This window comes from Pseudomonas sp. Tof1 (genome assembly GCF_055390395.1).
Window position 1 is genome coordinate 6200448 of the sequence record NZ_AP024344.1, and the last position, 25432, is coordinate 6225879.

The 25432-nt window shown below is 66.0% G+C and carries 22 protein-coding genes, 1 tRNA gene and 2 pseudogenes; 10 read left to right on the forward strand and 15 right to left on the reverse strand.

All coding sequences use genetic code 11. The annotated features are described in order from the left end of the window. Positions 1-85 precede the first annotated feature (85 nt). From ribBA to nrdR, 4 genes are read right to left on the reverse strand one after another with little or no spacing between them, the layout of a single operon-like run. Positions 86-1177 (reverse strand): bifunctional 3,4-dihydroxy-2-butanone-4-phosphate synthase/GTP cyclohydrolase II, encoded by a 1092-nt coding sequence (ribBA, locus tag ACZ5KU_RS27925; protein WP_054061162.1) that lies wholly within the window; start codon positions 1175-1177, stop codon positions 86-88. A gap of 16 nt (positions 1178-1193) precedes the next feature. Beyond that, positions 1194-1856: a riboflavin synthase gene (locus ACZ5KU_RS27930; protein WP_054061163.1), complete on the reverse strand. Its 663-nt coding sequence runs from the start codon at positions 1854-1856 to the stop codon at positions 1194-1196. Between the two features lie 45 nt (positions 1857-1901). Beyond that, positions 1902-3041, reverse strand: coding sequence for a bifunctional diaminohydroxyphosphoribosylaminopyrimidine deaminase/5-amino-6-(5-phosphoribosylamino)uracil reductase RibD (gene ribD, locus ACZ5KU_RS27935; protein ID WP_273824156.1), 1140 nt, complete (start codon positions 3039-3041; stop codon positions 1902-1904). Beyond that, a complete protein-coding gene (gene nrdR / locus ACZ5KU_RS27940; protein WP_026144921.1) occupies positions 3038-3502 on the reverse strand; it encodes a transcriptional regulator NrdR in 465 nt (154 codons plus the stop codon). The genes ribD and nrdR overlap by 4 nt, the downstream gene beginning before the upstream one ends. 139 nt (positions 3503-3641) lie before the next feature. On the opposite strand from nrdR, the gene ACZ5KU_RS27945 reads away from it, so the two are divergent. The 3 genes from ACZ5KU_RS27945 to trxA all read left to right on the forward strand — a co-directional run bounded on the left by ACZ5KU_RS27945 (position 3642) and on the right by trxA (position 5784). Further along, positions 3642-4097, forward strand: coding sequence for a YbaY family lipoprotein (locus ACZ5KU_RS27945; protein WP_054060971.1), 456 nt, complete (start codon positions 3642-3644; stop codon positions 4095-4097). After that, positions 4094-4765: a 50S ribosomal protein L11 methyltransferase gene (locus ACZ5KU_RS27950; protein WP_464736550.1), complete on the forward strand. Its 672-nt coding sequence runs from the start codon at positions 4094-4096 to the stop codon at positions 4763-4765. The genes ACZ5KU_RS27945 and ACZ5KU_RS27950 overlap by 4 nt, the downstream gene beginning before the upstream one ends. A 146-nt stretch (positions 4766-4911) precedes the next feature. After that, on the forward strand, positions 4912-5784 hold the full coding sequence (trxA, locus tag ACZ5KU_RS27955; RefSeq protein ID WP_464736551.1) for a thioredoxin: 873 nt from the start codon (positions 4912-4914) through the stop codon (positions 5782-5784). A 52-nt stretch (positions 5785-5836) separates the two neighbouring features. On the opposite strand, the pseudogene ACZ5KU_RS27960 reads toward trxA, so the two are convergent. Then, positions 5837-6648, reverse strand: a pseudogene (locus ACZ5KU_RS27960) (XRE family transcriptional regulator). A gap of 179 nt (positions 6649-6827) precedes the next feature. Between ACZ5KU_RS27960 and ACZ5KU_RS27965 the strand changes: the two are divergent. Next, positions 6828-8270, forward strand: a complete 1443-nt coding sequence (locus ACZ5KU_RS27965; RefSeq protein WP_054062535.1) for an alanine/glycine:cation symporter family protein — start codon at positions 6828-6830, stop codon at positions 8268-8270. A gap of 75 nt (positions 8271-8345) precedes the next feature. After that, positions 8346-9335, forward strand: a complete 990-nt coding sequence (locus tag ACZ5KU_RS27970; protein ID WP_054061489.1) for an asparaginase — start codon at positions 8346-8348, stop codon at positions 9333-9335. 67 nt (positions 9336-9402) lie between these two features. On the opposite strand, the gene ACZ5KU_RS27975 is transcribed toward ACZ5KU_RS27970, so the two are convergent. The 8 genes and pseudogenes from ACZ5KU_RS27975 to ACZ5KU_RS28010 form a co-directional block, all read right to left on the reverse strand. Then, positions 9403-9498 (reverse strand) — tRNA-Sec (locus tag ACZ5KU_RS27975). Between the two features lie 8 nt (positions 9499-9506). After that, a complete protein-coding gene (gene selB, locus ACZ5KU_RS27980) occupies positions 9507-11429 on the reverse strand; it encodes a selenocysteine-specific translation elongation factor (protein ID WP_464737439.1) in 1923 nt (640 codons plus the stop codon). Then, a complete protein-coding gene (gene selA, locus ACZ5KU_RS27985) occupies positions 11426-12853 on the reverse strand; it encodes an L-seryl-tRNA(Sec) selenium transferase (RefSeq protein WP_464736552.1) in 1428 nt (475 codons plus the stop codon). The genes selB and selA overlap by 4 nt, the downstream gene beginning before the upstream one ends. A gap of 158 nt (positions 12854-13011) precedes the next feature. Continuing rightward, positions 13012-13937, reverse strand: a pseudogene (gene fdhE / locus ACZ5KU_RS27990) (formate dehydrogenase accessory protein FdhE). A 4-nt stretch (positions 13938-13941) separates the two neighbouring features. Next, positions 13942-14598 carry a formate dehydrogenase subunit gamma gene (locus ACZ5KU_RS27995; RefSeq protein WP_054061078.1) on the reverse strand — a complete coding sequence of 219 codons (657 nt, stop codon included), beginning with the start codon at positions 14596-14598 and terminating at the stop codon, positions 13942-13944. Further along, positions 14595-15545 (reverse strand): formate dehydrogenase subunit beta, encoded by a 951-nt coding sequence (gene fdxH, locus ACZ5KU_RS28000; protein ID WP_054061077.1) that lies wholly within the window; start codon positions 15543-15545, stop codon positions 14595-14597. Before fdxH ends, ACZ5KU_RS27995 begins: the two co-directional genes overlap by 4 nt. Continuing rightward, entirely contained in the window at positions 15545-18613 is a 3069-nt protein-coding gene (gene fdnG / locus ACZ5KU_RS28005) for a formate dehydrogenase-N subunit alpha (protein WP_152972995.1), read from the reverse strand. Before fdnG ends, fdxH begins: the two co-directional genes overlap by 1 nt. 204 nt (positions 18614-18817) lie before the next feature. Beyond that, the gene (locus ACZ5KU_RS28010; protein WP_464736553.1) at positions 18818-19171 is read right to left on the reverse strand and encodes a hypothetical protein; all 354 of its coding nucleotides are present in this window, start codon (positions 19169-19171) and stop codon (positions 18818-18820) included. 145 nt (positions 19172-19316) lie between these two features. Here ACZ5KU_RS28010 and ACZ5KU_RS28015 point away from each other — a divergent pair, with 145 nt between their 5' ends. The 5 genes from ACZ5KU_RS28015 (at position 19317) to ACZ5KU_RS28035 (ending at position 23528) form a co-directional block, all read left to right on the forward strand. Next, positions 19317-19913 (forward strand): DUF2796 domain-containing protein, encoded by a 597-nt coding sequence (locus tag ACZ5KU_RS28015; RefSeq protein WP_054061073.1) that lies wholly within the window; start codon positions 19317-19319, stop codon positions 19911-19913. A 152-nt stretch (positions 19914-20065) separates the two neighbouring features. Next, positions 20066-20776, forward strand: coding sequence for an ABC transporter ATP-binding protein (locus tag ACZ5KU_RS28020; protein WP_464736554.1), 711 nt, complete (start codon positions 20066-20068; stop codon positions 20774-20776). A 1-nt stretch (position 20777) separates the two neighbouring features. Beyond that, on the forward strand, positions 20778-22043 hold the full coding sequence (locus tag ACZ5KU_RS28025) for an ABC transporter permease (RefSeq protein ID WP_054061297.1): 1266 nt from the start codon (positions 20778-20780) through the stop codon (positions 22041-22043). Positions 22044-22054: 11 nt separating this feature from the next. Next, positions 22055-22588, forward strand: a complete 534-nt coding sequence (locus tag ACZ5KU_RS28030) for a DUF3299 domain-containing protein (protein ID WP_464736555.1) — start codon at positions 22055-22057, stop codon at positions 22586-22588. 241 nt (positions 22589-22829) lie between these two features. Further along, a complete protein-coding gene (locus tag ACZ5KU_RS28035) occupies positions 22830-23528 on the forward strand; it encodes an OmpW/AlkL family protein (RefSeq protein ID WP_054061299.1) in 699 nt (232 codons plus the stop codon). Positions 23529-23585: 57 nt separating this feature from the next. Here ACZ5KU_RS28035 and ACZ5KU_RS28040 read toward each other — a convergent pair whose 3' ends face one another. Next, positions 23586-24515 carry an NAD-dependent epimerase/dehydratase family protein gene (locus tag ACZ5KU_RS28040; RefSeq protein WP_054061300.1) on the reverse strand — a complete coding sequence of 310 codons (930 nt, stop codon included), beginning with the start codon at positions 24513-24515 and terminating at the stop codon, positions 23586-23588. After that, entirely contained in the window at positions 24508-25392 is an 885-nt protein-coding gene (locus ACZ5KU_RS28045; protein WP_162491335.1) for a sugar nucleotide-binding protein, read from the reverse strand. Before ACZ5KU_RS28045 ends, ACZ5KU_RS28040 begins: the two co-directional genes overlap by 8 nt. Positions 25393-25432: the final 40 nt, after the last annotated feature.

Consider the following 25432-nt stretch of genomic DNA (forward strand, 5'->3'; position numbering starts at 1 on the left):
ATTCTCTTAAAGAGCCGGGACGCGTCTGATACGCGCCCCTCAGGGATATGTGTACCGCGAATCAAGGTCGAAACCAGCCGGCCTTTTATTCGGAGGGCACGTATTCTACTACTTCCAGGTCGAAACCGGATATCGCGTTGAACTTCATCGGCGCACTCATCAGGCGCATCTTGCGTACGCCCAGGTCGCGCAGGATCTGCGAACCGGCACCGACGATGCTGTAGGTGGTCGGCTTTTTCACTGGCGTATGTTCGACCGTCTCGCGGATATGCGCCAGCAGCACGTCGCCATCCAGCGGATGGCCGAGCAGCAGCACCACGCCGCTACCGGCCTCGGCCACCGCCGCCATCGCCGCGCGCAGGCTCCAGCGCCCGGGTTGCTTGACCATCAGCAGGTCGCGCAGCGGGTCCATGTTGTGCACCCGCACCAGGGTCGGCTCTTCGGCGCAGACCTTGCCCAGGGTCAGGGCCATGTGCACGTCGCCTTCCACCGAATCACGATAGGTCACCAGGGTGAACTGGCCCAGTTCGCTGTCCAGCGGCTGCTCGGCAATCCGCTGAACGGTACTCTCGTGGATCATCCGGTAGTGGATCAGGTCGGCGATGGTGCCGATCTTGATGTTGTGCTCGGCGGCGAAGGCTTCCAGCTCGGCGCGCCGGGACATGGTGCCGTCATCGTTCATCACCTCGCAGATCACCCCGCTCGGCTCGAAACCGGCCATGCGCGCCAGGTCGCAGGCGGCCTCGGTGTGGCCGGCGCGGGCCAGGGTACCGCCGGGCTGGGCCATCAGCGGGAAGATGTGACCGGGGCTGACGATGTCTTCGGCCTTGGCGTCCCTGGCCGCTGCCGCCTGCACGGTGCGCGCTCGGTCGGCGGCGGAGATGCCGGTGGTCACCCCTTCGGTGGCCTCGATGGACACGGTGAACTTGGTGCCGAAACCGGAACCGTTGCGCGGCGCCATCAGCGGCAGCTTGAGCAGTTCGCAGCGCTCGCGGCTCATCGGCATGCAGATCAGGCCACGGGCGTACTTGGCCATGAAGTTGATGTGCTCGGCCTTGCAGCACTCGGCGGCCATGATCAGGTCGCCTTCGTTCTCGCGGTCTTCGTCATCCATGAGGATGACCATCTTGCCCTGGCGAATGTCTTCGACCAGTTCTTCAATCGTGTTGAGCGCCACGCGGCACCCCCTTGCGTCAGGATTTGAGGTAGCCGTTGGCGGCCAGGAAACTTTCGGTGATGCCGCCGCTGGTCGGCTCCGCGGCCTTCTCGCCCAACAGCAGGCGCTCCAGGTAGCGGGCCAGCAGGTCGACCTCGAGGTTGACCCGACGACCGGGGCGGTAGTCGGCCATGATGGTCTCGACCAGGGTATGCGGGACGATGGTCAGTTCGAACTCGGCGCCGTGCACCGCGTTGACCGTCAGGCTGGTGCCGTCGACGGTGATCGAGCCCTTGTGGGCGATGTACTTGGCCAGCTCCTTGGGTGCACGCACGCGGAACTGGATGGCCCGGGCGTTTTCCTCGCGGGCGACGATCTCGCCGACGCCGTCGACGTGGCCGCTGACCAGGTGACCGCCCAGGCGGGTGGTCGGCGTCAGGGCCTTTTCCAGGTTGACCCGGCTGCCGGCCTTGAGGTCGTTGAAGGCGGTGCAGTCCAGGGTTTCGCGGCTGACGTCGGCCCAGAACCCGTCGCCCGGGAGCTCGACGGCGGTCAGGCAGACGCCGTTGACCGCAATGCTGTCGCCGAGCTTGACGTCACCCAGGTCGAGCTTGCCGGTTTCTACATAGACACGCACGTCGCCGCCTTTCGGGCTCAGCGCGCGGATGCTGCCGATGGATTCGATGATGCCGGTAAACATGAAGTACTCCTCGAAAACGAGCCAGCGCCTGGCGCTGGCCGCGAATTATACGCCGGGTGCCGGGTCAGGTATTGCGGTGACTCGCCAGTCATCGCCGACCGCACGCATTTCAGTGATTTTCAGCCGTGGCGCCTCGCTCATCCGTTCCAGCGGCCAGTCCAGCAGGGGCCGTGCGCTGGAGCCGAGAAACTTGCCGGCGACGAAGATCTGGTACTCGTCCACCAGCCCCTGGCGGGCAAAGGCGCCGGCCAGGCGCGGACCGGCCTCGACCAGCAGATCGTTGACGCCACGGGCAGCCAGTTGCCCGAGCAATTTCGCCAGGTCGACCTGGCCATCATGGCCGGGCAGGCTCAGGACTTCGTGGCCGGCGGCCTGGTAGGCGGCGCCGACCGCGGTCGCGCAGGTCACCACCAGTGCCGGGCCGGCCTGGAAGAATGCCGCCTCCAGGGGCACCCGCAGGCGCCCGTCGATCAGCACCCGCAGCGGCGGCCGGCTCTCGGCCAGGGCCGTCAGCTCGGGGTCCAGGCCCAACTCGGCAGGGCGCACGGTCAGCCGGGCGCTGTCGGCCAGCACCGTATCGGCGCCGGTAAGCACCACGCTGGACTCGGCGCGCAGACGCTGCACGGCGGAACGCGCGGCAGGGCCGGTGATCCACTGGCTCTCGCCGCTGGCCATCGCGGTGCGCCCGTCGAGACTCATCGCCAACTTGACCCGCACGAACGGCAGGCCGTGCTCCATGCGTTTGAGGAAGCCGCGGTTGATCGCCCGCGCCTCGCCTTCGAGCACGCCGCTGTGTACGGCGATCCCGGCATCGGCCAGACGCTTGAGGCCATTGCCGGCAACCTGCGGATTGGGGTCCTGCATGGCCGCCACCACCCGCCCCACGCCGGCCTTGACCAGCGCTTCGGCACAGGGCGGCGTACGCCCGAAGTGGCTGCACGGCTCCAGGGTCACGTAGGCGGTCGCGCCACGGGCCAACTCGCCCGCCTCGCGCAAGGCATGGACCTCGGCATGGGGCTCGCCGGCGCGCACGTGCCAACCTTCGCCGACCACCACGCCGTCACGCACGATGACGCAGCCGACCCGAGGGTTCGGATGAGTGGAATAGCGCCCCTTGCGCGCCAACTCCAGGGCACGGGCCATGTAGTGGGCGTCGAGAACCGCCTGTTCGGCTGCAAGGCTCATTCCTTGGCGGGCTCCCGGGCAAGACGATCGATTTCCTCGCGGAACTCGTCGAGGTCCTGGAAGCGGCGATAGACCGAGGCGAAACGGATGTAGGCGACCTCATCGAGTTTCTGCAGCTCGGTCATCACCATTTCGCCGACGACCAGCGACTTGACCTCGCGCTCGCCGGTGGCGCGCAGCTTGTGCTTGATATGGGCCAGTGCGGCTTCCAGGCGCTCGACACTCACCGGGCGCTTTTCCAGGGCCCGCTGCATGCCGGCACGCAGTTTTTCTTCGTCGAAGGGCTGGCGGCTGCCGTCCTGCTTGATCAGGCGTGGCAGAACCAGTTCGGCGGTTTCGAAGGTGGTGAAACGCTCACCGCAGGCCACGCATTCGCGCCGGCGGCGCACCTGTTCGCCCTCGGCGACCAGACGCGAGTCGATGACTTTGGTGTCGTTGGCACCGCAGAAGGGACAGTGCATGGTGGCAGGCAACAAAAAATGGGAGGGCCATGGTAGCGCATCTCCGTGGCAAGACAAGCCATAGGGTTTGCGGTATACAGTCGGCGGGCTAACGTTATCCCATCAGAACCGTCGATTTTCGCCTCAGTTGGAGCTGTAGATGTCAGTACGACCGCTTGTTTTGCTCAGCCTCACCGGCCTGCTGCTCGCCTGCAGCAGTGCACCCAAGCCCGTGCCGACGCCACCGCCCCAGCAGCAGGTGAAGAAGCCGGTGAATGAATACGAAGCACTCGGCCCGTTGCCCGCGTACCAGCGCGAGTTGAGCGGCACCCTGCTGGGGGTACCGGCCAATGCCGAGGTCGAGCTGGCGCTGCTGGTGATCGACGAGCGCGGCCGGCCGCAGCAGCTGCTCGCCAGCAGCAGGATCAATGGCACCGGCCAGGTACTGCCGTTCCGTCTGCGCTTCAACCCGGACGTGTTCCCGGTCGGTGCGCGCGTCGAACTGCGCGGGCGGGCCAGCCAATCCGGGCAGTTGATCCTGCACCTGCCCTCCGTGGCCGTGACCCAGCCGACCACTCAGGCCATGGGCCCGTTGCAATTCGTCAGCGCCCCATGAACGCCCCGCTCGACCTGCAGCGGGCGCTGGCCGCACTGCTCGGCGATGCGCGGCTGACCGCCAGCGCGCTGCCTGGGACCGACCTCAAACTGTGGCTGATCGACGCCGGGAACATGGATCGCGAGTTCACCCCGCAAGAGACCCGGCGCATCCTGCACGAACCACCCTACTGGTGCTTCTGCTGGGCCAGCGGCCTGGCCATGGCCCGCTACCTGGCCGAACGGCCGGAGTGGGTGGCCGGCAAGCGCGTGCTGGATTTCGGCGCCGGCTCCGGCATCGCGGCCATTGCCGCGGCCCGCGCCGGGGCGCGGGAAGTGGTGGCCTGCGACCTCGACCCACTGGCACTGGCCGCCTGCCGGGCGAATGCCGCACTCAATAAGGTGACGCTCCACTACAGCGAGGATTTCTTCGCCGAGAGCGATCGCTTCGACCTGATTCTGGTCGCCGATGTGCTGTACGACCGGGAAAACCTGCCGCTGCTGGACCAGTTCCTCAGCCGCGGCCGGGAGGCGCTGGTGGCCGACTCGCGGGTGCGGGATTTCCGTCATCCGTTATACCGGCGCCTGGAGATCCTCCAGGCCCTGACCCTGCCGGACCTGATGGAACCGGAGGAATTTCGCCTGGTCAGCCTCTATCACGCCAGCCGGCCACGAGGGCATCTGGCCTGACACGCTCTTGCCGTGGACATGCAGGTCCATTCGCGGGCAAGCCCGCTCCCACAGTGGCCTGATTGGCAAACTCCTGTGAACACCCGCTTTCGGCCAACCGGCCCAGGCCTTATAGTTGCGCGATACCCCGTTCTTCGAGACTCCCGATGACCCAGGACACGCCCTACATCTTCGACGCCACCGCCCTGAACTTCGACCAGTCGGTGATCCAGAACTCTTTCCACAAGCCGGTGCTGGTGGACTTCTGGGCGGAGTGGTGTGCGCCCTGCAAGGCGCTGATGCCGATGCTGCAACAGATCGCCGAGAGCTATCAGGGCGAGCTGCTGCTGGCCAAGGTCGACTGCGATGCCGAGCAGGACATCGTCGCCCGTTTCGGTATCCGCAGCCTGCCGACCGTGGTGCTGTTCAAGGACGGCCAGCCGGTCGACGGTTTCGCCGGTGCCCAGCCGGAATCGGCGGTACGCGCCATGCTCGAACCCCATGTGCAGATGCCGCCGCCGGCCGCCGCCGACCCGCTCGAACAGGCCCAGGCGCTGTTCGGCGAAGACCGCGTCGCCGAAGCCGAGGCCACCCTCGTCGCCCTGCTGAATGAAGACAACAGCAACGCCAAGGCGTTGATCCTGTACGCCCGCTGCCTCGCCGAACGCGGTGAGCTGGGTGAGGCCCAGACCGTACTCGATGCGGTCAAGGGCGACGAGCACAAGGCGGCGCTGGCCGGCGCCAAGGCGCAACTGACCTTCCTGCGCCAGGCCGCCGACCTGCCCGATGCTGCCGACCTGAAGGCCCGCCTGGCCCAGAACCCGCAGGATGACGAGGCGACCTTCCAACTGGCGATCCAGCAACTGGCCCGCCAGCAGTACGAAGCCGCACTGGATGCCTTGCTCAAGCTGTTCACCCGCAATCGCGGCTACAGCGAGGGGTTGCCACACAAGACCCTGCTGCAGGTGTTCGACCTGCTGGGCAACGACCATCCGCTGGTGACCACCTACCGGCGCAAGCTGTTCGCGGCGCTTTACTGAGCGCCTCTCTCCGGGTCTGTGGGAGCCGGCTCCCACAGCCGGTTCCAGCGCCTTATTCGATTTCGAACAGGCCGTTGCCGACCGAGCCGGCACTCAGCCGTTCGCGCACGTCATCATCGATCCGCGGGTCATCCGGGCGGTAGAGCTTGACCTGGCGGTAGGCGTTGATGCGGTTGATTTCTTCCCCAGGAACTCCCAGACCACGCGGGTGCACGCCGGGTTACGCCGGTCGCCGCTGGAAACCCCGGTCTTCAGGCCATTGAGGCGGGTAATGCGGCTCTTGAAACTGGGGATGAGGATCGTCTGGCTCATCTCGTTGAGGGTCAGCGATTCGTAATCGATCAGAAACAGCCGATCCTGCAACTGGAAGGCCGCACCGAGATAACGGCAACGCACCTCGGCATGCCCGTCGTTGGCGGTGCTGCGCTCCTGGCGCTCCTGGCGCTCGAAGAGGAAATGCCCTCGTTCCTCGCGCAGGTGCACCAGCGACACCAGGATCGAGCCGGGAACCGACATGCAATTGGAATACTCGAAGTAGTAACCGCAATAACGCGACAGGTTGCCCGCCTCCTGATGCAACGGCTTGAACAGCTCGCTGATCGGATCGTTGCGCTGCTCGGTGCGCTGCGCCGGATTGCGCGCACCGATCAGACGGGCGAACTGCTCCGGCGGCAGGCCCAGCTCGTAATCCTCCACCCCGAAGAAGTCGCCGATGCGCTTGAGGTTGTAGTTCGTCGGATGGCTTTGCCCGCTCAAGTACTTGTTGAACTGTGCACGATTGATCGACAGCTGGCGGCAAACCTCTGAAATAGAGCGGTAATGACTGCAGGCCAGCTTGAGATTGACGGCGAAATTGTCGCTCATGACGATGAACCCGGATGGTGCGAGTGACGCCATTCTAGCATCAACTCGCACCAAAGCAGAGCAACCCGCGAAATTGTCACCACCCCTGCCATGACCAACCATGCGCCCCAACGGATAGCAGCGCGCCTGCCGCCTGTTGCTCTTTTCACGCAAAGAATAAGAATCGAGGTCATTCTCCAATGCTAGAAGCACTCAATGATTTCCTCTCGGGGAAACTGCTCATCGTGCTGATCGTCGGACTCGGCAGCTACTTCACGATCCGCTCGCGGTTCGTCCAATTCCGCCACTTCGGCCACATGTTCGGTGTTTTCAAGGAGTCCCTCCGCGGCCAGGCAGGCCAACTGAGCTCGTTCCAGGCCCTGATGCTGAGCCTGGCCGGCCGCGTCGGTGCCGGTAACATCGCCGGTGTCGGTATCGCCGTGACCCTCGGTGGTCCGGGCGCCGTGTTCTGGATGTGGGTCACCGCACTGGTCGGCATGTCCAGCAGCTTCTTCGAATGTACCCTGGCCCAGGTCTACAAGCGCGCCGATGGCGATGGCCTGTACCGTGGCGGTCCGGCCTACTACATCCAGCACGGCCTGAAGCTGAAAGGCATGGCGGTGGTGTTCTCCGTACTGCTGCTGGTCACCTACGGCTTCGCCTTCAACGGCCTGCAGTCGTACACCGTGACCCATTCGCTGCAGAACGCCTTCGGCTTCTCGCCCAACCACACCGGTATCGTCCTCGCCGTCCTGCTGGCGATCGTGTTCCTCGGTGGCATCAAGCGTATCGCCGCGGTTTCCGACCTGCTGGTGCCGGTCAAGACCCTGGCCTACATCGGCGTGACCCTGTACGTGATCGGCACCCAGATCGAACACGTGCCGGCCATGCTGGAAACCATCTTCAAGAGCGCCTTCGGCCTCGACCCGGCCTTCGCCGGCCTGCTCGGCAGCGCCATCGTCATGGGCGTGAAGCGTGGCGTGTTCGCCAACGAAGCCGGCCTGGGCAGTGCCCCGAACGTGGCCGCCGTGGCGGCCGTGAAACACCCGGGCGCCCAGGGCGTGGTCCAGGCATTCAGCGTGTTCCTCGACACCTTCGTGATCTGCACCTGCACCGCGCTGCTGATCCTGCTGTCGGGCTTCTACACCCCGGGCTTCGAAGGGGACGGCATCGTCCTGACCCAGAACTCCCTGGCCGCCGTGGTCGGTGACTGGGGCCGGATCTTCGTCAGCGTCGCGCTGTCGCTGTTCGTCTTCACCTGCATCCTCTACAACTACTACCTGGGCGAGAACAGCCTGCAGTTCCTCAGCCGCAACCGCGCCGTGCTGATGACCTACCGCGCCCTGGTACTGGCCCTGATCGTCTGGGGCTCGATGCAGAACCTGTCGACCGTGTTCGCCTTCGCCGACATCACCATGACCTGCCTGGCCTTCGTCAACCTGATCGCCCTGGCCCTGCTGTTCAAGGTCGGTCTGCGGGTGATGCGCGACTACGACGAGCAACGTCGTGCCGGCGTCGACCAGCCCGTGTTCGATTCCAGCAAGTTCAACGACCTGGACCTGGACCGCGCCGCCTGGCCCGCCAACCCGCAAGTAGAAACAGCCACTGACAAAGCAGCCGCCCAAGCGCAGCCGCAACGCTGATATTCTCCTTGCCTCAGCCGCCCCGTTCGTGGGCGGCTGTGTCTTTCTCTCGCCAAATCTCTACGGAATGCTCCCATGGGTGCAGTCAAGAATCTCCTCGTCCTCTATACCGGGGGCACCATCGGCATGCTGCAGACCGCCGAAGGCCTGGCTCCGGCTGGCGGCTTCGAGGCGCGCATGCGCGAATACCTCGCCGGCTGCGCCGACGCGCCGCAGGTGCACTGGTCGCTGCATGAGCTCAACCCGCTGATCGACAGCGCCAACATGCAACAGGCCAACTGGCTGGCGATGCGCGATGCCATCGTCGACGCCGTCGAACAGCGTGGCCATGACGGCGTGCTGGTGCTGCACGGCACCGACACCCTGGCCTACAGCGCCGCGGCCCTGTCGTTCCTGCTGCTCGGCCTGCCGGTACCGGTAGTGCTGACCGGCTCCATGCTGCCGGCCGGTGCGCCGGACAGCGATGCCTGGGACAACCTGCTCGGTGCCCTGAAGCACTTCGAGCACGGCCTGGCGAACGGTGTGCAACTGTTCTTCCACGGCCAGTTGCTGCACGGCTGCCGTGCCTCGAAACTGCGCAGCGAGGCGTTCGACGCTTTCACCGCGCCATCCCGTCATCGCGAAGGCGAGCGGGCGGCGGCAGTCCCGGATCGGCTGGACTACCGCCAGCCACGGGTCCCGGTCAACCTGGCCGTGCTGCCGGTGTACCCCGGCCTGCAGGCCGCCCATCTGCGCGGTCTGTTCGACAGCGGCATCCAGGGCCTGGTGCTGGAATGCTACGGCAGCGGTACCGGCCCGTCCGATGACCAGGCACTGCTCGACGTGCTGCATGAGGCCCGCCAGCGTGGCGTGATGATCGTTGCCATCAGCCAATGCCCGGAAGGTTCGGTGGTGTTCGACACCTACGCCGCTGGCAGCCGCCTGCGCGATACCGGCCTGGTCAGCGGCGGCGGCATGACCCGCGAAGCCGCGCTGGGCAAGTTGTTCGCATTGCTCGGTGCGGGGCTGGATGTGCAGGCGGCGCAGCAGTGGTTTGCTCTGGACCTGTGCGGGGAGCGCGCGTAAGCGCCGCTCTTGCGGGCCTATTCGCGGGCAACCAACCGGTAAGCCCTGCACAAGGCTCTGGTGAAATTGGCGGAAGGCAGCGGGAGTCGAACCTGCCCGGGAACGGTTGCCGTCCCCAACCGGGTTTGAAGCCCGGCCGCGCCACCGGGCGCGATTGCCTTCCCTGAAGCTTCAGTCCCTGGCCTGCTGCCGGGCCAGGGCACTGTCAACACGGATATGACGCTGGTCGGCGACCCTGCGGGTCAGGCCGATACGGTCGAAGTATTCCAGTATCTGCACACTGCGTTTGCGACCGATGCCCAACATATCGCGAAACGCCGCCACCTGCACTATCGGCGATGCCGCAGCCTGCCGCAACAGCAGCTCGGCCATGCGTTGCAACGTCGCCTGTGGATAGAACAGGTCCCGCACCACCTGGTGCAACATCCCCAGCCGCGCCAGCTTGCGCAGCAGCAGGCGCACTTCGCCTTCCTCCCGTTGCTCTTCGCCGGCCAGGGTCCTGACCCAGGGCGGATCGAACTCGCCCGCCAGCAGGCGCGGTTGCAGGCGCTGCCACAGCAGCTCATCGGCCTCGCTCAACTGCACCGTGTGATCCGGCCGGTGCAACCACGGACCACTGCTGCTGATGCCGCCCTCGCCCAGCAGTTCCTCCAGCAGGCTGACAAACGCCGGCCGCTCCAGGGGCAAGGCGCTGAAACGGCGCAGTCGATCGCGGTCCGGCCCCAACTGGTCGGGCTCCTGTTGATGGAAGGCTGTCAGCCGCTCCAGCAACTGCTCCCGGAGTGCCTGCCACTGCGTTCGGGCAAACAGCAACGGGCCCTGGCGAGTAACAATCACCTGTACCCCCTCCGGCAGTTGCCAGGTCTCGCGCAGGCGATTGAACTGCCGCTCCAGCCGCTGCGGGTCGAGCCCGCCCGGAGCGGTTTCGAGCAACGCGGGCAGGGCCTGCTCCAGATCGCCGGCATCGCGCAGCACCTGCAACTGGCGCAGACGCACCTCGCTGCGACGCTGCCGGCTCGGCGCAAAAGGATCGAGCACCCGGCCACCTCCCAGCGTGCGCTGGGCACGCTGGTCGCGCACGACCAGACGATCGCCATGCACCGCCTGCAACGGCGCGTTGAGCAGCAACTGGGCGAACATGCGCTGGCCGCCCAGCAGCTTCTCGCCTTCGAGCAAGGCCACCCGGGCGGTGACATCCTGGGTCCCGAGGTGCACGTGCACGGCACTGAAGTGTTCGAAAGTACGGGTTTCACCGGGCAACAGCTGCAGCTCGATGTCGACTCGCGAACTCGGCGCATGCAGCCAGGCCGGCAGCAGCCAGTCGCCGCGATGCACCTGCTCCACCGCCAGGCGCTCGGCACTGATGTTCAGCGCCACCCGTTGCCCGGCCACGGCCTGCGGCGCCGCCTGGTTCTGCGCGTGCAGGCCGCGCACCCGCACCGCCTTGCCGGCCGCGCCCAACAGCAGGTTGTCTGCGACGGTGACCTGCCCGGACAAGGCCGTGCCGGTCACGACGATACCGGCGCCAGACACCGAGAACGCCCGGTCGACCGCCAGGCGAAAACCGCCCGCGACACTGCGCCGGCGCACACGCGACTGGGCTTCGCGCAAGGCCAGGCGCAACGCCTCGATACCTTCGCCGGTAACACTCGACAGCGCAAAGCGCAACGCCCCGGCATAAGGCCCCGGCGCCAGCAGCTCGGCCACTTGCGTGTCGACTTCAGCCAACCGCGCCGGCTCGACCCGGTCGCACTTGCTGATCGCCACCAGCGCCTGGGGAATGCCCAGAAACTCGATGATCGCCAGGTGCTCGCGGGTCTGCGGCATGACCCCATCGTCGGCGGCCACCACCAGCAACACCAGGTCGATACCGTGGGCGCCGGCGAGCATGTTGTGGATAAACCGTTCGTGCCCCGGCACGTCGATAAAACCGGTCAGCCCTTCCCCCTCAGCGAGGGTGGCGTAGCGGTAGCCGAGGTCGATGGTCATGCCACGGGCACGCTCTTCCTGGCGCTGGTCGCCGGCCTGGCCGGTCAGGGCCTGGAGCAACGCGGTCTTGCCGTGATCGATATGCCCGGCGGTGCCGACGATCACTGCACCGGCCCCAGTTGCAGCGCCGGCAGTTGCGCCAGCCACTGGGCTTCATCGTCCAGTTGGCGCAGGTCGAGCCACAGCGCGTCGTCGTCGATACGACCGAGCACCGGAACCGGCAGGTCGCGCAGGGCCCGCTCCAGCACATGCAGGCTGCGCCCGCGCAACTTCTTCGACACCTGCGGACGCAGGCACAGTGCGGCACTGGGCAGGCGTGCCACCGGTTGGCTGCCACTGCCGATCATGCCCAGGGCGGCTTCGACGCTGACCGTCCACTGCGCGCCAAGACGGGCCGCCAGTTCCGGCGCCAGCCGCCCGGCCTGGGCGGCGATCTCGGCCTGAGGCCGGGTCAGCAGGCGCAGGCTGGGCAGGCGCTCGGCCAGACGGTCGGGATTGCGGTACAGCGCCAGCACCGCCTCCAGCGCCGCCAGGGTGATCTTGTCCACCCGCAGGGCGCGCTTGAGCGGGTTCTTCTTGATCTTCGCGATCAAGTCCTTGCGGCCGACGATGATCCCGGCCTGGGGGCCGCCGAGCAGCTTGTCGCCACTGAAGGTGACGATATCGGCGCCGTCGGCCAACGCCTGGCGCACGGTCGGCTCGGCGGGCAGCCCCCAACGGGTCAGGTCGAGCAGGCTGCCGCTGCCGAGGTCCTCGAGCAACGGCAACTCATGCTGATGGGCGATGCGGGCCAGCTCGGCGGTGGGCACCTGGGTGGTGAACCCCTGGATGCTGTAGTTGCTGCAATGCACACGCATCAACAGGCCGGTGCGCGGGTTGATCGCGCCTTCGTAGTCGCGGGCGTGGGTACGGTTGGTGGTGCCGATCTCGTGCAGGCGTACGCCGGCGCGGGCCATGATGTCGGGGATGCGGAACGCACCACCGATCTCGATCAGTTCGCCGCGGGAAATGATCCCTTCCTTGCGCGCCCCCAGGCTGTTGAGCGCCAGCAGTACCGCAGCGGCGTTGTTGTTGACCACGGTGACCGCCTCGGCGCCGGTCAGCTCGCGGATCAGCCCTTCGATCAGGTCGTCGCGGTCGCCACGCTTGCCGGTACTCAGGTCGAACTCGAGGTTGAGCGGGTAGCGGGCGGCGGTCTGCATGGCCTCGACGGCTTCTTCGGGCAGCAGCGCCCGCCCGAGGTTGGTGTGCAGCACCGTGCCGGTTAGGTTGAACACCCGGCGGACCTGGCTGCGCTGCCGGATCGCCAGGCGCTCGCCGGCGCGGCCGAGCAGGACTTCGGCGGCCAGCTCCGCTGCACTCAACTGGCCCTGACGGGTCGGCTCGCGCAGATCGTCGAGCAACTGGCGCAGGGTGGCCAGGACCGCGTCGCGACCATGACGGTCGAGCAGCGGCTGGCAGGCGGGGTGGCGCAACAGGGTGTCGATAGAAGGCAGGCGTGGGGTTTCGTTGGCGAGGCTCGCAGGCATTCGGGCAACCTTTGGTTCATTCGGTGTCGGGGCGGGACCATTCGCGGGCAAGCCGCGCTCCTGCAAGGGTTGAGTCGTTCACATATTCGGCGCAGTGCAGGCTTCTGTAGGAGCGTGGCTTGCCCGCGAAAGACGACTCGATTTTCCAGTGTAGCCACTCACCCTCCTCCAGGCGCCAGCATCAGGTTCGGGGCCAACCGGTGGAAACCCTCCTCGTCCAGCCGAATGTCCAGGGCCAGGCTTGCCAGGTCATCCGCCAGCGGCTCGGCGGCGGCGTCGTTCTCCAGGTAGTTCTGCTTGAGATAGCCCTGGCAGCCCGGACAACATTCCGCCCGCAACGGCGCCTTGCCAGGCGCATGCCGATCGTCTTCGAGGTTGGTGTAGCGCAGGTCCTTGCTCGACTCGCAGTACACGCACTTGACCCGCACCACATGCCATTCGCAGGCGCACAGCGAGCAGGCCAGGTAACGCAGGCCATTGTGCTTGCCACGGTTGCGCACCACCCCGGCCATGGCCGGCGAACCGCAGGCCGGGCACTGGGCCAGGCTGCCGGCGGGCTTGAGCTCCTGGCTGGGCAAGGCCAGCAACCAACTGGCCCAGGCCGCCTGCAACGCGGCGCCGAGGAATGGCACCAGGGCCGCCGGCACCGCGTCGTATTGACCGCCGAGCAGGGCGATGCCCCAGCCCTTGCGCTGGTTGTCGTCACTGCCACGCAAACTGTCCAACGCCTCGGCCAAGGCCCCGTCACCGGTGAATCGAGGCCATCGAGCAACGCCTGCAACCAGGCCAGCCAGGGGCCTTCACGCACCAGACTGTCCGCCGCCAGAGGGGGGAGACCATGGCTGATGCACAGCCGCTGGCGTTCCTCGGCCACCGGCAAACCGCCAGGTGGATTGTCGATCAGTTGCTGCTGGACCCGGCACAACTGGGCGACCAGGTGCAGGTAGTCACCCAGGGCATGCCCCTCGGCGAGTTGTTCCAGGCGCGCGGCACGCAGTTCGAATAGGTTGGCCGGCGGCAGATGCAGGAACGGCGGCGCCACCGCCGACGCTTCGATCTGCCCGGGTTCGAGAAGGGTGCTCAAACGTTCATCCTTGTTTTCCGCCGTGGTCGTGAGGGTTCTTGTCGCCGGTCACCTCGCGATACCACAGTTCATGGTGCTTGCGTGCCCAGGCCCGGCTGACCCAGCCATGCAGCATGGCGCCGATGGAGCCCTTGATCCAGATGCCGGCGTAGATGTGCACGATGATGCTGAGGATCAGCACGAACGCCGCCAGGGCATGGAGCAAGGCGCTCAAGCGGATCGCGCCGATGTCGAAGTAGTGACTGAAGTACGCCCGCCAGATCACCACGCCGCTGACCAGCAGCACCAGCATGCACGCCAGCAGGGTCCAGAACAACAGCTTCTGCCCGGCGTTGTACTTGCCGATCGGCGGTACGCCCTCTTCCTGGTTGCGCATCACCCGGTCGACCCGGCGCAACCACAGGCGGTCGTTGGCGGTGATGAAGTTGGCGCGCCAGAAACGCAGCACCAGGCCGAGGAAGAACACGAACATCGCCACGCCGATGAATGGGTGCAGGATCCGCGTCCACGGGCCGCCACCGAACAGGTTGCTCAGCCAGAACAGCGCCGGATGGAACAGCGCCAGCCCCGACAACCCGGCCAGCACGAACAGGATCGCAACGATCCAGTGGTTGCTGCGCTCGTTGGCGTTGTAGCGCAGGATAGGCTTGTTGTCCTTCATGGCCGCTGCTCCCCTTGCCCACCGGGACGGTTCGGATCATAGACATGCACCGAAGGGTCCACCTGATGAACGCTGCCGTCGGGTGGTGTCGGATGTTCCTCTTCCTCGACCCGCTGCGGCCCGACCCGCACATAGTGGAAGAACCCGGCCAGCACCGCCGCGCCCATCGCCAGCAGCGCCAGCGGCTTGGTCACGCCCTTCCACAACCCCACCAGCGGGCTGATCACCGGCTGCTCCGGCAAGCCGGCGTACAGCTTCGGCGTGTCGGCATGGTGCAGCACGTACATCACGTGGGTGCCGCCAACGCCATCCGGGTCGTACAGCCCGGCCTTGTCGTAGCCGCGGGACTTGAGGTCGACGATGCGCTCGGCGGCATGCTCCTTCATCTCGTCCTTGCTGCCGAAGACGATCGCCCCGGTCGGGCAGGTCTTCACGCAGGCCGGCTCCAGGCCGACGGTCACGCGGTCGGAGCACAGGGTGCACTTGTAGGCCTTGTGGTCCTTCTGCGAGATCCGCGGGATGTTGAACGGGCAGCCGGTGATGCAGTAGCCGCAACCGATGCAGTGGTCCTGGTTGAAGTCGACAATGCCGTTGGCGTGCTTGATGATCGCTCCCGGGCTCGGGCAGGCCTTCAGGCAACCGGGCTCGGCGCAGTGCATGCAGCCGTCCTTGCGGATCAGCCACTCCAGGTTGCCGTCGTCGCGCTCGTGCTCGGTGAAGCGCATCAGGGTCCAGGTCTCGGCGGAGAGGTCCTGGGGGTTGTCGTAGGTGCCGTGGTTGTGGCCGACCTCGTCACGCAGTTCGTTCCACTCCGAGCACGCCACCTGGCAGGCCTTGCAGCCGATGCACTTGGTGGTGTCGATCAGCTTGGCGACTTCCTGCTGCTGGCGTACCGAAGGCGGCACGGTGGTCGTGGCCGAGCGGGCGATGATGTCTTGGCTGGCCATCAGAGTTTCTCCACTTTGACGAGGAACGACTTGGACTCCGGCGTCTGGGTGTTGCCATCACCGAGGAACGGCACCAGGGTGTTGGTCAGGTAGCCATGCCGGGTGGTACCGGTGAAGCCCCAGTGCAACGGGATACCGATCTGGTGCACGGTCTGGTTGTTGACCTGCAGCGGACGGATCCGCTTGGTCACCACCGCCACCGCGTCGATGTGTCCGCGCTTGCTCGACACACGCACCCGATCGCCGGCCTTGATGCCCTTCTCGTTGGCCAGCACCTCGCCGATCTCGACGAACTGCTCGGGCTGGGCAATCGCGTTGAGGCGGCAATGCTTGCTCCAGAAGTGGAAGTGCTCGGTCAGCCGGTAGGTGGTCGCCGCGTAGGGATACTCCTCGTGCTTGCCGAGGGTGTCCCACACCGAATCGAAGATCCGCCCGGCCGGGTTACTGATGGCCTTCTTGTTCTGCGGGTGCAGCGGGTTGATGCCGATCGGTGTCTCGAACGGCTCGTAGTGCTCGGGGAACGGCCCCTCGGCCATCTTGTCGACGGCAAAGAAGCGCGCCACGCCTTCGGGGTTCATGATGAACGGATTCATCCCCGCTTCCGGCGGCGAGTCGGCCTTGAAGTCCGGCACGTCGGTACCGCCCCAGGCCTTGCCGTTCCACCACACCAGGCGTTTCTTCTCTGGATCCCAGGGCTTGCCCTGCGGGTCGCTGGAGGCGCGGTTGTAGAGGATGCGGCGGTTGGCCGGCCAGGCCCAGGCCCAGTTCTGCACCTGGTGCATACCGTACGGGTCGCTGTTGTCGCGCCGGGCCATCTGGTTGCCCTGTTCGGTCCAGCAACCGGCGAAGATCCAGCAGCCGGACGCGGTGCTGCCGTCGTCCTTCAACTGGGCGAAGGCCGAGAGCTGCTGGCCGGCCTTGAGCGTGACCCCGCTCGGGTCGCTCAGGTCGCTGACCGCCCAGCCGTTCATCTCCTTGGCCAGCTCTTCGGGCGAAGGCTCCTCGGGGATCTTGTACGGCCAACTGATATTGAGCATCGGGGCCGGGTAGGCACCGCCCTCGGCCTGGTAGCGATGACGCAGGCGCAGGAACAGCTCGCTCATGATCTGCACGTCGGTACGGGTTTCGCCCGGGCCGTCGGCGCCCTTCCAGTGCCACTGCAGCCAGCGGCTGCTGTTGACCAGCGAGCCATCCTCCTCGGCGAAGCAGGTGGTGGGCAGGCGGATCACCTCGGTCTGGATATTGGCCGTGTCGACGTCGTTGAACGGCCCGGCGTTGCGCCAGAACTCCGAGGTCTCGGTGGCCAGCGGGTCCATGATCACCAGCCACTTGAGCTTGCCGAGCGCGGCGGTGACGCGGTTCTTGTCCGGCAGCGCGGCGATCGGGTTGAAGCCCTGGCACATGTAGCCGTTGACCTTGCCCTGGCCCATCATCTCGAACATGCGCAGCACGTCGTAGGCCGGCACATCGAGCTTGGGCAACCAGTCGTAGCCCCAGTTGTTGGCTGCGGTGGCGTTGGCGCCATACCAGGCCTTCATCAGGCTGACGTGGAACTTGCCGTAGTTCTGCCAGTAGGACAACTGCCCCGGCCGCAGCGGCTTGGGCGCACGCTTGTCGATGAAGGCGGCGTAGTCCTGCTCGGCATCGCCGGCCAGGGTCAGGTAGCCCGGCAGCGAGTTGGACAAAAGGCCCAGGTCGGTCAGGCCCTGGATGTTGGAGTGACCGCGCAGGGCGTTGACCCCGCCACCCGGCATGCCGACGTTGCCCAGCAGCAGTTGCACCATCGCCGCGCTGCGGATGATCTGCGCGCCGATCGAGTGCTGGGTCCAGCCCAGGGCATAGAGGATGGTCATGGTTTTGCCCGGTGCCGAGCAGGTGGCGATCTCTTCCCAGATCGTCATCATCCGGTCCTGGGGCATGCCACAGGTCATGCTCGCCACTTCCGGCGTGTAGCGGCTGTAGTGCTGCTTCATCAACTGGTAGACGCAACGCGGGTGCTGCAGGGTCGGGTCGACCTTGGCGAAACCGTCCTCGCCGAGCTCGTAGCCCCAGCCGGACTTGTCGACATAGGTGCGCTTGGCCGCGTCATAGCCGCTGAACAGGCCATCCTCGAAGCCATAGCCGGCCTTGACGATGAACGACACGTCGGTGTAGTTGCGCACGTATTCGTGCTGGATCCTGTCGTTGCTCAGCAGATAGTTGATCAGCCCGCCCATGAAGGCGATGTCGCTACCGGTGCGGATCGGCGCATAGTAGTCCGCCACCGAGGCGGTACGGGTGAACCGCGGGTCGACCACGATCAGCCGCGCCTGGTTGTGCGCCTTGGCTTCGGTCACCCACTTGAAGCCGCACGGATGCGCTTCAGCGGCGTTGCCGCCCATCACCAGGACCAGGTTCGCGTTGGCGATGTCAGACCAGTGATTGGTCATGGCGCCACGGCCGTACGTCGGGGCAAGACTTGCCACCGTCGGACCGTGTCAGACACGCGCCTGGTTATCGAACCCCAGCATGCCGAGCGAACGGATCACCTTGTGCGTCAGGTAGCCGGCTTCGCTGGAAGCGGCGGACGCGGCAAGGAACCCCGTGGTGAGCCAGCGGTTGACCGTCTGGCCCTGGGCATTCTTCTCGATGAAGTTGGCGTCGCGGTCCTGCTTCATCAGTTCGGCGACGCGATCGAGCGCCTCGTCCCAACTGATGCGGGTCCACTCCTTGCTGCCGGGCTTGCGTACCTCGGGGTACAGCAGCCGGCTCGGGCTGTGGATGAAGTCCAGCAGGCCGGCGCCTTTCGGGCAGAGGGTGCCGCGATTGACCGGATGGTCCGCATCGCCCTCGATATGGATGATGTTCTGCTTGACGTTCTTGCCCGCGTCGCCCTGGCTGTACAGGATCAGGCCGCAGCCGACCGAGCAGTAGGGACAGGTGTTGCGGGTTTCCTTGGTATGCGCCAGCTTGAAATGGCGCACCTGCTCGGCGAACGCCGGCGTCGGGGCCATGCCCAACGCTGCAAGGCTCGAGCCTCCAAGGCCGACAGCGGCGACCTTGAAGAACTGCCGACGGTTGAGGTCCATCGTGCACTCCTGATCAGGTGGGGGCGCACGGGACATGGCCGGCGCCTCTTGGCAATCACGGTGGAGGCAAATACTGCCTGCCAATAGGTAACTCTAGCCAAGATTCCTGAACGTGCGATGACATGGGTCAAGACGCCGACAGTTGACGCGGGGTAATGAGGAAGATTTGCCGAAGTCGCGTGTCCGGCAACCGGACGTTGGCAATCAACCACCGATCCAACTGAAGAGCGGCGAATCCGCGCCACTCTCGACCCGGACCTCGCTGCTATGGCGCAACCGCACCAGCAGACGCTTGCCCGCTGCCGTGCTGCCGGTCAGCGCCTCCAACTGCTCCAGCAGTTCCGGCCCGCTCAGCTGTCCGGCCTGGCGCAACAGCTCCCGGGCCAGTTGCCATTGGGTGTCGTCCTGGCTCGCCGGTTTGCTCACCACTGCGGCGGCGCTCGCCTGCTGCGGCGTCACGCCCTGCAACTGCGCGCCCAGACGGGCCCACTCGTTGTCGTCCAGCTCCAGCGTCAAGTCCACCGGCCACTGGCCGACGGTCCCACGAATCCTCACCATGCATCGGTCCTCGTTCATCTTTGTGCCACAGGCAGGGCTGCATGCTCCCATGCGTCAGCAGGATAGCCAAGCGGGTGGCCGAAACAGCCAGAAACGTTATAAGATCACATAACAAAATCCCCTTCGCCGTTTCCGGAGAAACGCCATGCGCCGCCTGCTTCTCGCCCTGCCTTTCGCCCTGTTGCCCCTGGTCGCCGCCCAGGCCCATGAAAAAGAACATGGCAGCCTCGGTGCCCATGAACACGGCGTGGGCCGCCTGAATGCGGTGCTGGATGCGCAGACCCTGGAACTGGAACTGCAAAGCCCGGCGATGAACCTGGTGGGCTTCGAGCACGCGGCCACCAGCGATGCCGACAAGGCCAAGGTCGCCGCCGTGCGTGCGCTGCTGGACAAGCCGCTGGAACTGTTCAACCTGCCCAAGGGGGCCGGTTGCGTGGTCGCCAACCAGGAGCTGGAGAGCCCGCTGTTCGGTGACCCGGCGCCGGAAGATGCCGACCACGACGACGATGATGACGACGACCACGCCCAGGCAGGCGGCGAGCACGAGCACCATCACGACCACAGCGAAATCCACGCGCACTACCAGTTCACCTGCAGCACGCCGACTGCGCTCAAGCAGCTCGACCTGAGCCAGGTCTTCAAGACGTTCCCCGCCACCCAGAAAATCCAGGTACAACTGATCTCGCCAAGCGGCCAGCAGGGTGTCGATGCGACGCCGAAGGCCGCTACCCTGAAATTCTGATCCAATGCCCATGGTAGGAGCCGGCTTGCTGGCCATAGCGATGCCACTGGCGCCACCGACTCATTCTCGGATGGCCGCCTGGGGTGGATCGTCGGAAAGCCGCCGGCAGCACGCCGGCTCCTACAAGGCCTATCACCTGTGAAGCGGTTTCCATGACCCAAGCACTTATCGAACTGTCCGACCTGGGCTTCAACTGGCCCGGGCATCCGCAGTTGCTGGATATCCCGATGTTCCGCCTGGAACGCGGCGAAACCCTGTTTCTCAAGGGCCCCAGCGGCAGTGGCAAGACCACCCTGCTCGGCCTGCTCGGCGGTGTGCAGAAACCCAGCCGCGGCAGCATCCGCCTGCTCGGCCAGGAACTGACCGAACTGGGCGCCGGTGCCCGCGACCGTTTTCGCGTCGATCACACCGGCTACATCTTCCAGCAGTTCAACCTGCTGCCGTTTCTCTCGGTGCGCGAGAACGTCGAGCTGCCCTGTCACTTCTCCAGGTTGCGCGCCAGCCGCGCCGCGCAGCGCCACGGCAGTGTCGACCAGGCCGCCGCGACCCTGCTCGCCCACCTGGGCCTCAAGGATCCGGCGCTGCTGGAACGCCGTGCCGACTCGCTGTCGATCGGCCAGCAGCAACGGGTCGCCGCCGCCCGCGCACTGATCGGCCAACCGGAACTGGTGATCGCCGACGAGCCGACCTCGGCCCTCGACTACGATGCCCGCGAAGCCTTCCTCCAACTGCTGTTCGCCGAATGCCGCGAGGCCGGCTCCAGCCTGCTGTTCGTCAGCCATGACCAGAGCCTGGCAGCGCTGTTCGACCGCCACCTGTCCCTGGCCGAACTCAATCGCGCGGCCGCGCCCGCGGAGGTTTGAGATGTACCTGTTACGACTGGCCCTGGCCAGCCTGGCCAACCGCCGTTTCACCGCCCTGCTCACGGCCTTCGCCATCGCTCTCTCGGTCTGCCTGCTGCTGGCGGTGGAACGGGTGCGCACCGAAGCCCGCGCCAGCTTCGCCAGCACCATCAGCGGCACCGACCTGATCGTCGGTGCCCGCTCCGGCTCGGTGAACCTGCTGCTGTACTCGGTGTTCCGCATCGGCAACGCCACCAACAATATCCGCTGGGACAGCTTCGAGCACTTCGCCAACGACCCGCGGGTGAAGTGGGCGATCCCGATGTCCCTCGGCGACTCGCACCGCGGCTACCGGGTGCTGGGCACCAGCGAGGCGTACTTCGAGCACTACCAGTACGGCCACCAGCAGAACCTCGAACTGGCCAGCGGCCGCGCCTTCGCCACCGATCCGTTCGAGGTGGTGCTCGGTGCCGAAGTCGCCGAGGCCCTGCACTACAAGCTCGGCGACAAGCTGGTGCTGGCCCATGGGGTCGCCGCGATCAGCCTGGTCAAGCACGATGACAAGCCGTTCACCGTGGTCGGCATCCTCAAGCGCACCGGCACGCCGGTGGACCGCACGCTGCACATCAGCCTCGGCGGCATGGAGGCGATCCACATCGACTGGCACAACGGTGTCCCGGCCCACGGCGCCGGGCGGATCAGCGCCGACCAGGCGCGCAACATGGACCTCACGCCCCAGGCGATCACCGCCTTCATGCTCGGCCTCAAGAGCAAGATCGCGACCTTCGCCCTGCAACGGGAGATCAACGAGTTCCGTGGCGAGCCGATGCTGGCGATCCTGCCGGGCGTGGCCCTGCAGGAACTCTGGAGCCTGATGGGCACGGCGGAAAAGGCCCTGTTCGTGGTCTCGCTGTTCGTGGTGCTGACCGGCCTGATCGGCATGCTCACGGCGATCCTCACCAGCCTCAACGAACGCCGGCGGGAAATGGCGATCCTGCGCTCGGTGGGCGCGCGCCCCTGGCATATCGCCAGCCTGCTGGTGCTGGAAGCCTTCGCCCTGGCGCTGGCCGGAGTGACGGCCGGGCTTGGTCTGTTGTACCTGGGCATCGCCCTGGCCCAGGGTTACGTGCAGTCCAACTACGGGCTTTACCTGCCGCTGTCCTGGCCAAGCGAATATGAATGGACGCTGCTCGGCGGTATCCTCGTCGCCGCCCTGTTGATGGGCAGCGTGCCGGCCTGGCGCGCCTATCGACAGTCCCTGGCCGATGGCCTGTCCATTCGTTTGTGAGCCCCTGTGCAATGAAGAAAGCCGTATTGCCCCGCGCCCTGCTGGCGCTGCTGTTGCTGGTGGCTCTGCCCACCTGGGCCAAGGACGCCATCCGCGAGCTGGTCTGGCAGGAGATGATCCCGCCGGATGCGCCCGAGGAAAAACCCGACATGCGCCCGCTGCACGACCTGTCGCAACTGGGCAACATGGACCCCGAGGCCGCGCCGGCGGCCAGGCAGGCCCTGCCCAATGCGCCGGTGGTCAAGGCCCTCGATGGCCAGCACGTGCGCCTGCCGGGTTACATCGTGCCGTTGGAAGTGAGCGAGGAAGGACGCACCACCGAGTTCCTGCTGGTGCCGTATTTCGGCGCCTGCATCCATGTGCCACCACCGCCATCGAACCAGATCGTGCACGTGACCAGCGAACTGGGGGTCAAGCTCGATGAGCTGTACCAGCCGTATTGGATCGAGGGGGCGTTGCAGGTGAAACCGAGCACCAGTGAGCTGGCGGATGCCGGGTACAGCATGGAGGCGCAGAAGATCTACGTGTACGAGCTGCCGAATTGAGGGGGTAGTCTTGCGGTAGGTGGCAACCTCATCGCGGATGAATCCGGCTCCCACAGGGATCGTGTTGAACGCAAATCCCGTGTGCACCACAAACTGTGGGAGCCGGATTTATCCGCGAATAGCTACACAAAAATCCCTGGAAGGCCCCTCCATTGGCCTTTCATTGAGCTGAGTCAAGGACCCGTTCGGTCCGCTCCTTACCATTGGCCCCAGTGAATTCGAAACGTCCTCTGGAGCCCCCATGCACAAGTCCCTGCTCAGCGCCTCTCTCGTTGCGCTCGCCCTCGCCTCTCCACTTGCCCATGCGCACGACGCCGGCGACATCATCGTTCGCGCCGGTGCGATCACGGTCAACCCGAAAGCCGACAGTTCCAGCGTCAAGGTCGATCGCGGCCCGCTGGCCGGCGCCGACCTGGGCGGCAAGGCGACCATGAGCAGCGACACCCAGTTGGGTCTGAACTTCGCCTACATGGTCACCGATCACCTCGGTATCGAACTGCTGGCGGCGACCCCGTTCGAGCATGACGTGAAGATCAAGAACACCGCCCTGGGCGCTGCCAACGGCAAGCTCGGTACCCTCAAGCACCTGCCGCCGACCCTGAGCCTGGTGTACTACCCACTCGACGCCAAGTCGGCCTTCCAGCCTTACCTGGGCGCGGGTATCAACTACACCTGGATCTACGACGAGCACGTCGGCAGCGAGGCGAACGCCGCCGGCTTCGACAACTTCCGTGCGAAGAACTCCTGGGGCGTGGCCTGGCAGGTCGGTGCCGACTACATGCTCACCGACAAGCTGATGATCAACGCCCAGGTCCGCTACATCGATATCGATACCACCGCCTACGTCGACAACAACGCCGTGGCCGGCGGCACCCGTGCCAAGGTCAACGTCGATGTCGACCCGATGGTCTACATGGTCGGCCTGGGCTACAAGTTCTGATCCAGCCCAACGAAAAGGCGCCTCGAAAGGCGCCTTTTTCGTTTCTGCCGACTGACCTCAGCGGCCCAGCAGGCGGGCCAGCCCGACGCTCATCGGTGTCGGCTCGCGGAACGCGAAACGCTCCAGCAGACGCTGGTTGTTCGCCCGCGAATGGCGGATATCGCCGGAACGGGCCGGCGCGTAGCTCACCGGTGGCAGCGGCCCGACCACTTCGGCCAGCGCCTGCAGCATCTGGTTGAGGGTGGTGGAGCGGTTCAGGCCGACATTGATCGCGCCTTCTTCCACCCGTGGCGCTTCGAGCGCCTGCACCAGCACATCCACCAGGTCGCCGACGTAGATGAAATCGCGGGTCTGCTCGCCATCGCCGAACACGGTGATCGGCAGGCCCTTCTCCGCCCGTTCGCTGAAAATGCTGATCACCCCGGAGTACGGCGAGGAAGGGTCCTGGCGTGGTCCGAAAACGTTGAAGAAGCGGAAGATCACCGGTTCCAGGCCATGCTGGCGACGGTAGAAGTCGAAGTAGTATTCGCTGGCCAGCTTGTCCGACGCGTAGGGCGTCAGCGGCGCCTTGGCCGTGTCCTCGACGATCGACTCGCCTTCGCCGTTGTTGCCGTACACCGCCGCGCTCGACGCGAACAGCACCCGCTTGACGCCCGCCTGGCGCATGGCCTCGCAGACATTCAGCGTGCCGATGAAGTTGCTCTGATGAGTGCGCACCGGATCGTCCACCGAGGCCTGCACCGAAGCCACCGCCGCCAGGTGCACCACCGCCTGGCAGCCGACCATGGTCCGGGCGACGAGCGCGGCATCGGCCACGTCGCCCACGATCAGTTCGACCCGCGGATCGTCCAGGGCCAGGTTGCTGCGCTTGCCGGTCGACAGGTCGTCCAGCACGCGAATCGAATAACCCTTTGCCAGCAGCCGCTCGGCCAGGTTGGAACCAATGAAACCGGCGCCACCGGTGATCAGAATGGGGGCATCAGCCATGACGATAGAACCTGTCCAGTAAAGCCGGCAGCCCGGCGCGCCAGGCGCGGGGCTTGATACCGAAGGTGTGAAGGATTTTCTTGCAGGCCAGCACCGCGTGCTGCGGCTCTTCGGCGGCGTCCGGACGGGCCGCGTGGGCCTGGGCCGTCGGTGCCTCGATCGCCAGCGAACGGTAGTTGCGCGCTTCGCCGAGGATCGCCTGGCCCAGCGCCAGCGGCGTGGTCGCCTCATGGCCGGCGTAGTGATAGGTGCCCCACAGCGGCGCGGCGCAATCGAGTTGCTTGAGCACCGAGATGATCACCCGCGCGGCATCGTCCACCGGCGTCGGGTTGCCACGCCGGTCGTCGGCGAGCAGCAGTTCCTCGGGCTGCTCGGCCCGGGCCAGGAAGCGCCCCAGGGAACCGTCGGTGCTGTCATCCAGCAGCCAGCCGAAACGCAACAGCACGTGCTGCGGACAGGTCGCCCGCACGCTCTGCTCGATGCGCCACAGGGCCTGGCCACGCAGGCCGAGGGGGACCGGCTCGTCCTTTTCGCTGTAGGCGGTCGCCCGCGAGCCATCGAAAACCCGATAGCTGGAGGGTTGGACGAGGATGATGTTGTGATGCTGGCAAAGTTCGGCCAGACGCTCGACCGCACTCTCCTGGCCGGCCAGGCGGGTTTCGCTGACCGTTTCGGCCTGGAACCAGTCGAAATAGTAGGCGAGGTTGATCAACGCATCCGGACGGGTGTCGTCCAGCAGTTGCGTCAGGCTCGCGGCGTCCCAGCCGTCCTGCGGCGGGCGGGGGGCGAGGAAACTGATGTCTTCCTCCGCACCCAGGCGAATCAGCGCCTGCCCGAGGGCATTCCCGCCGCCCAATAACATAAGGCGCATTCGCATAGAGTCAGCTGGCCCAGAATCAGTTCAGAACGATGAAGGT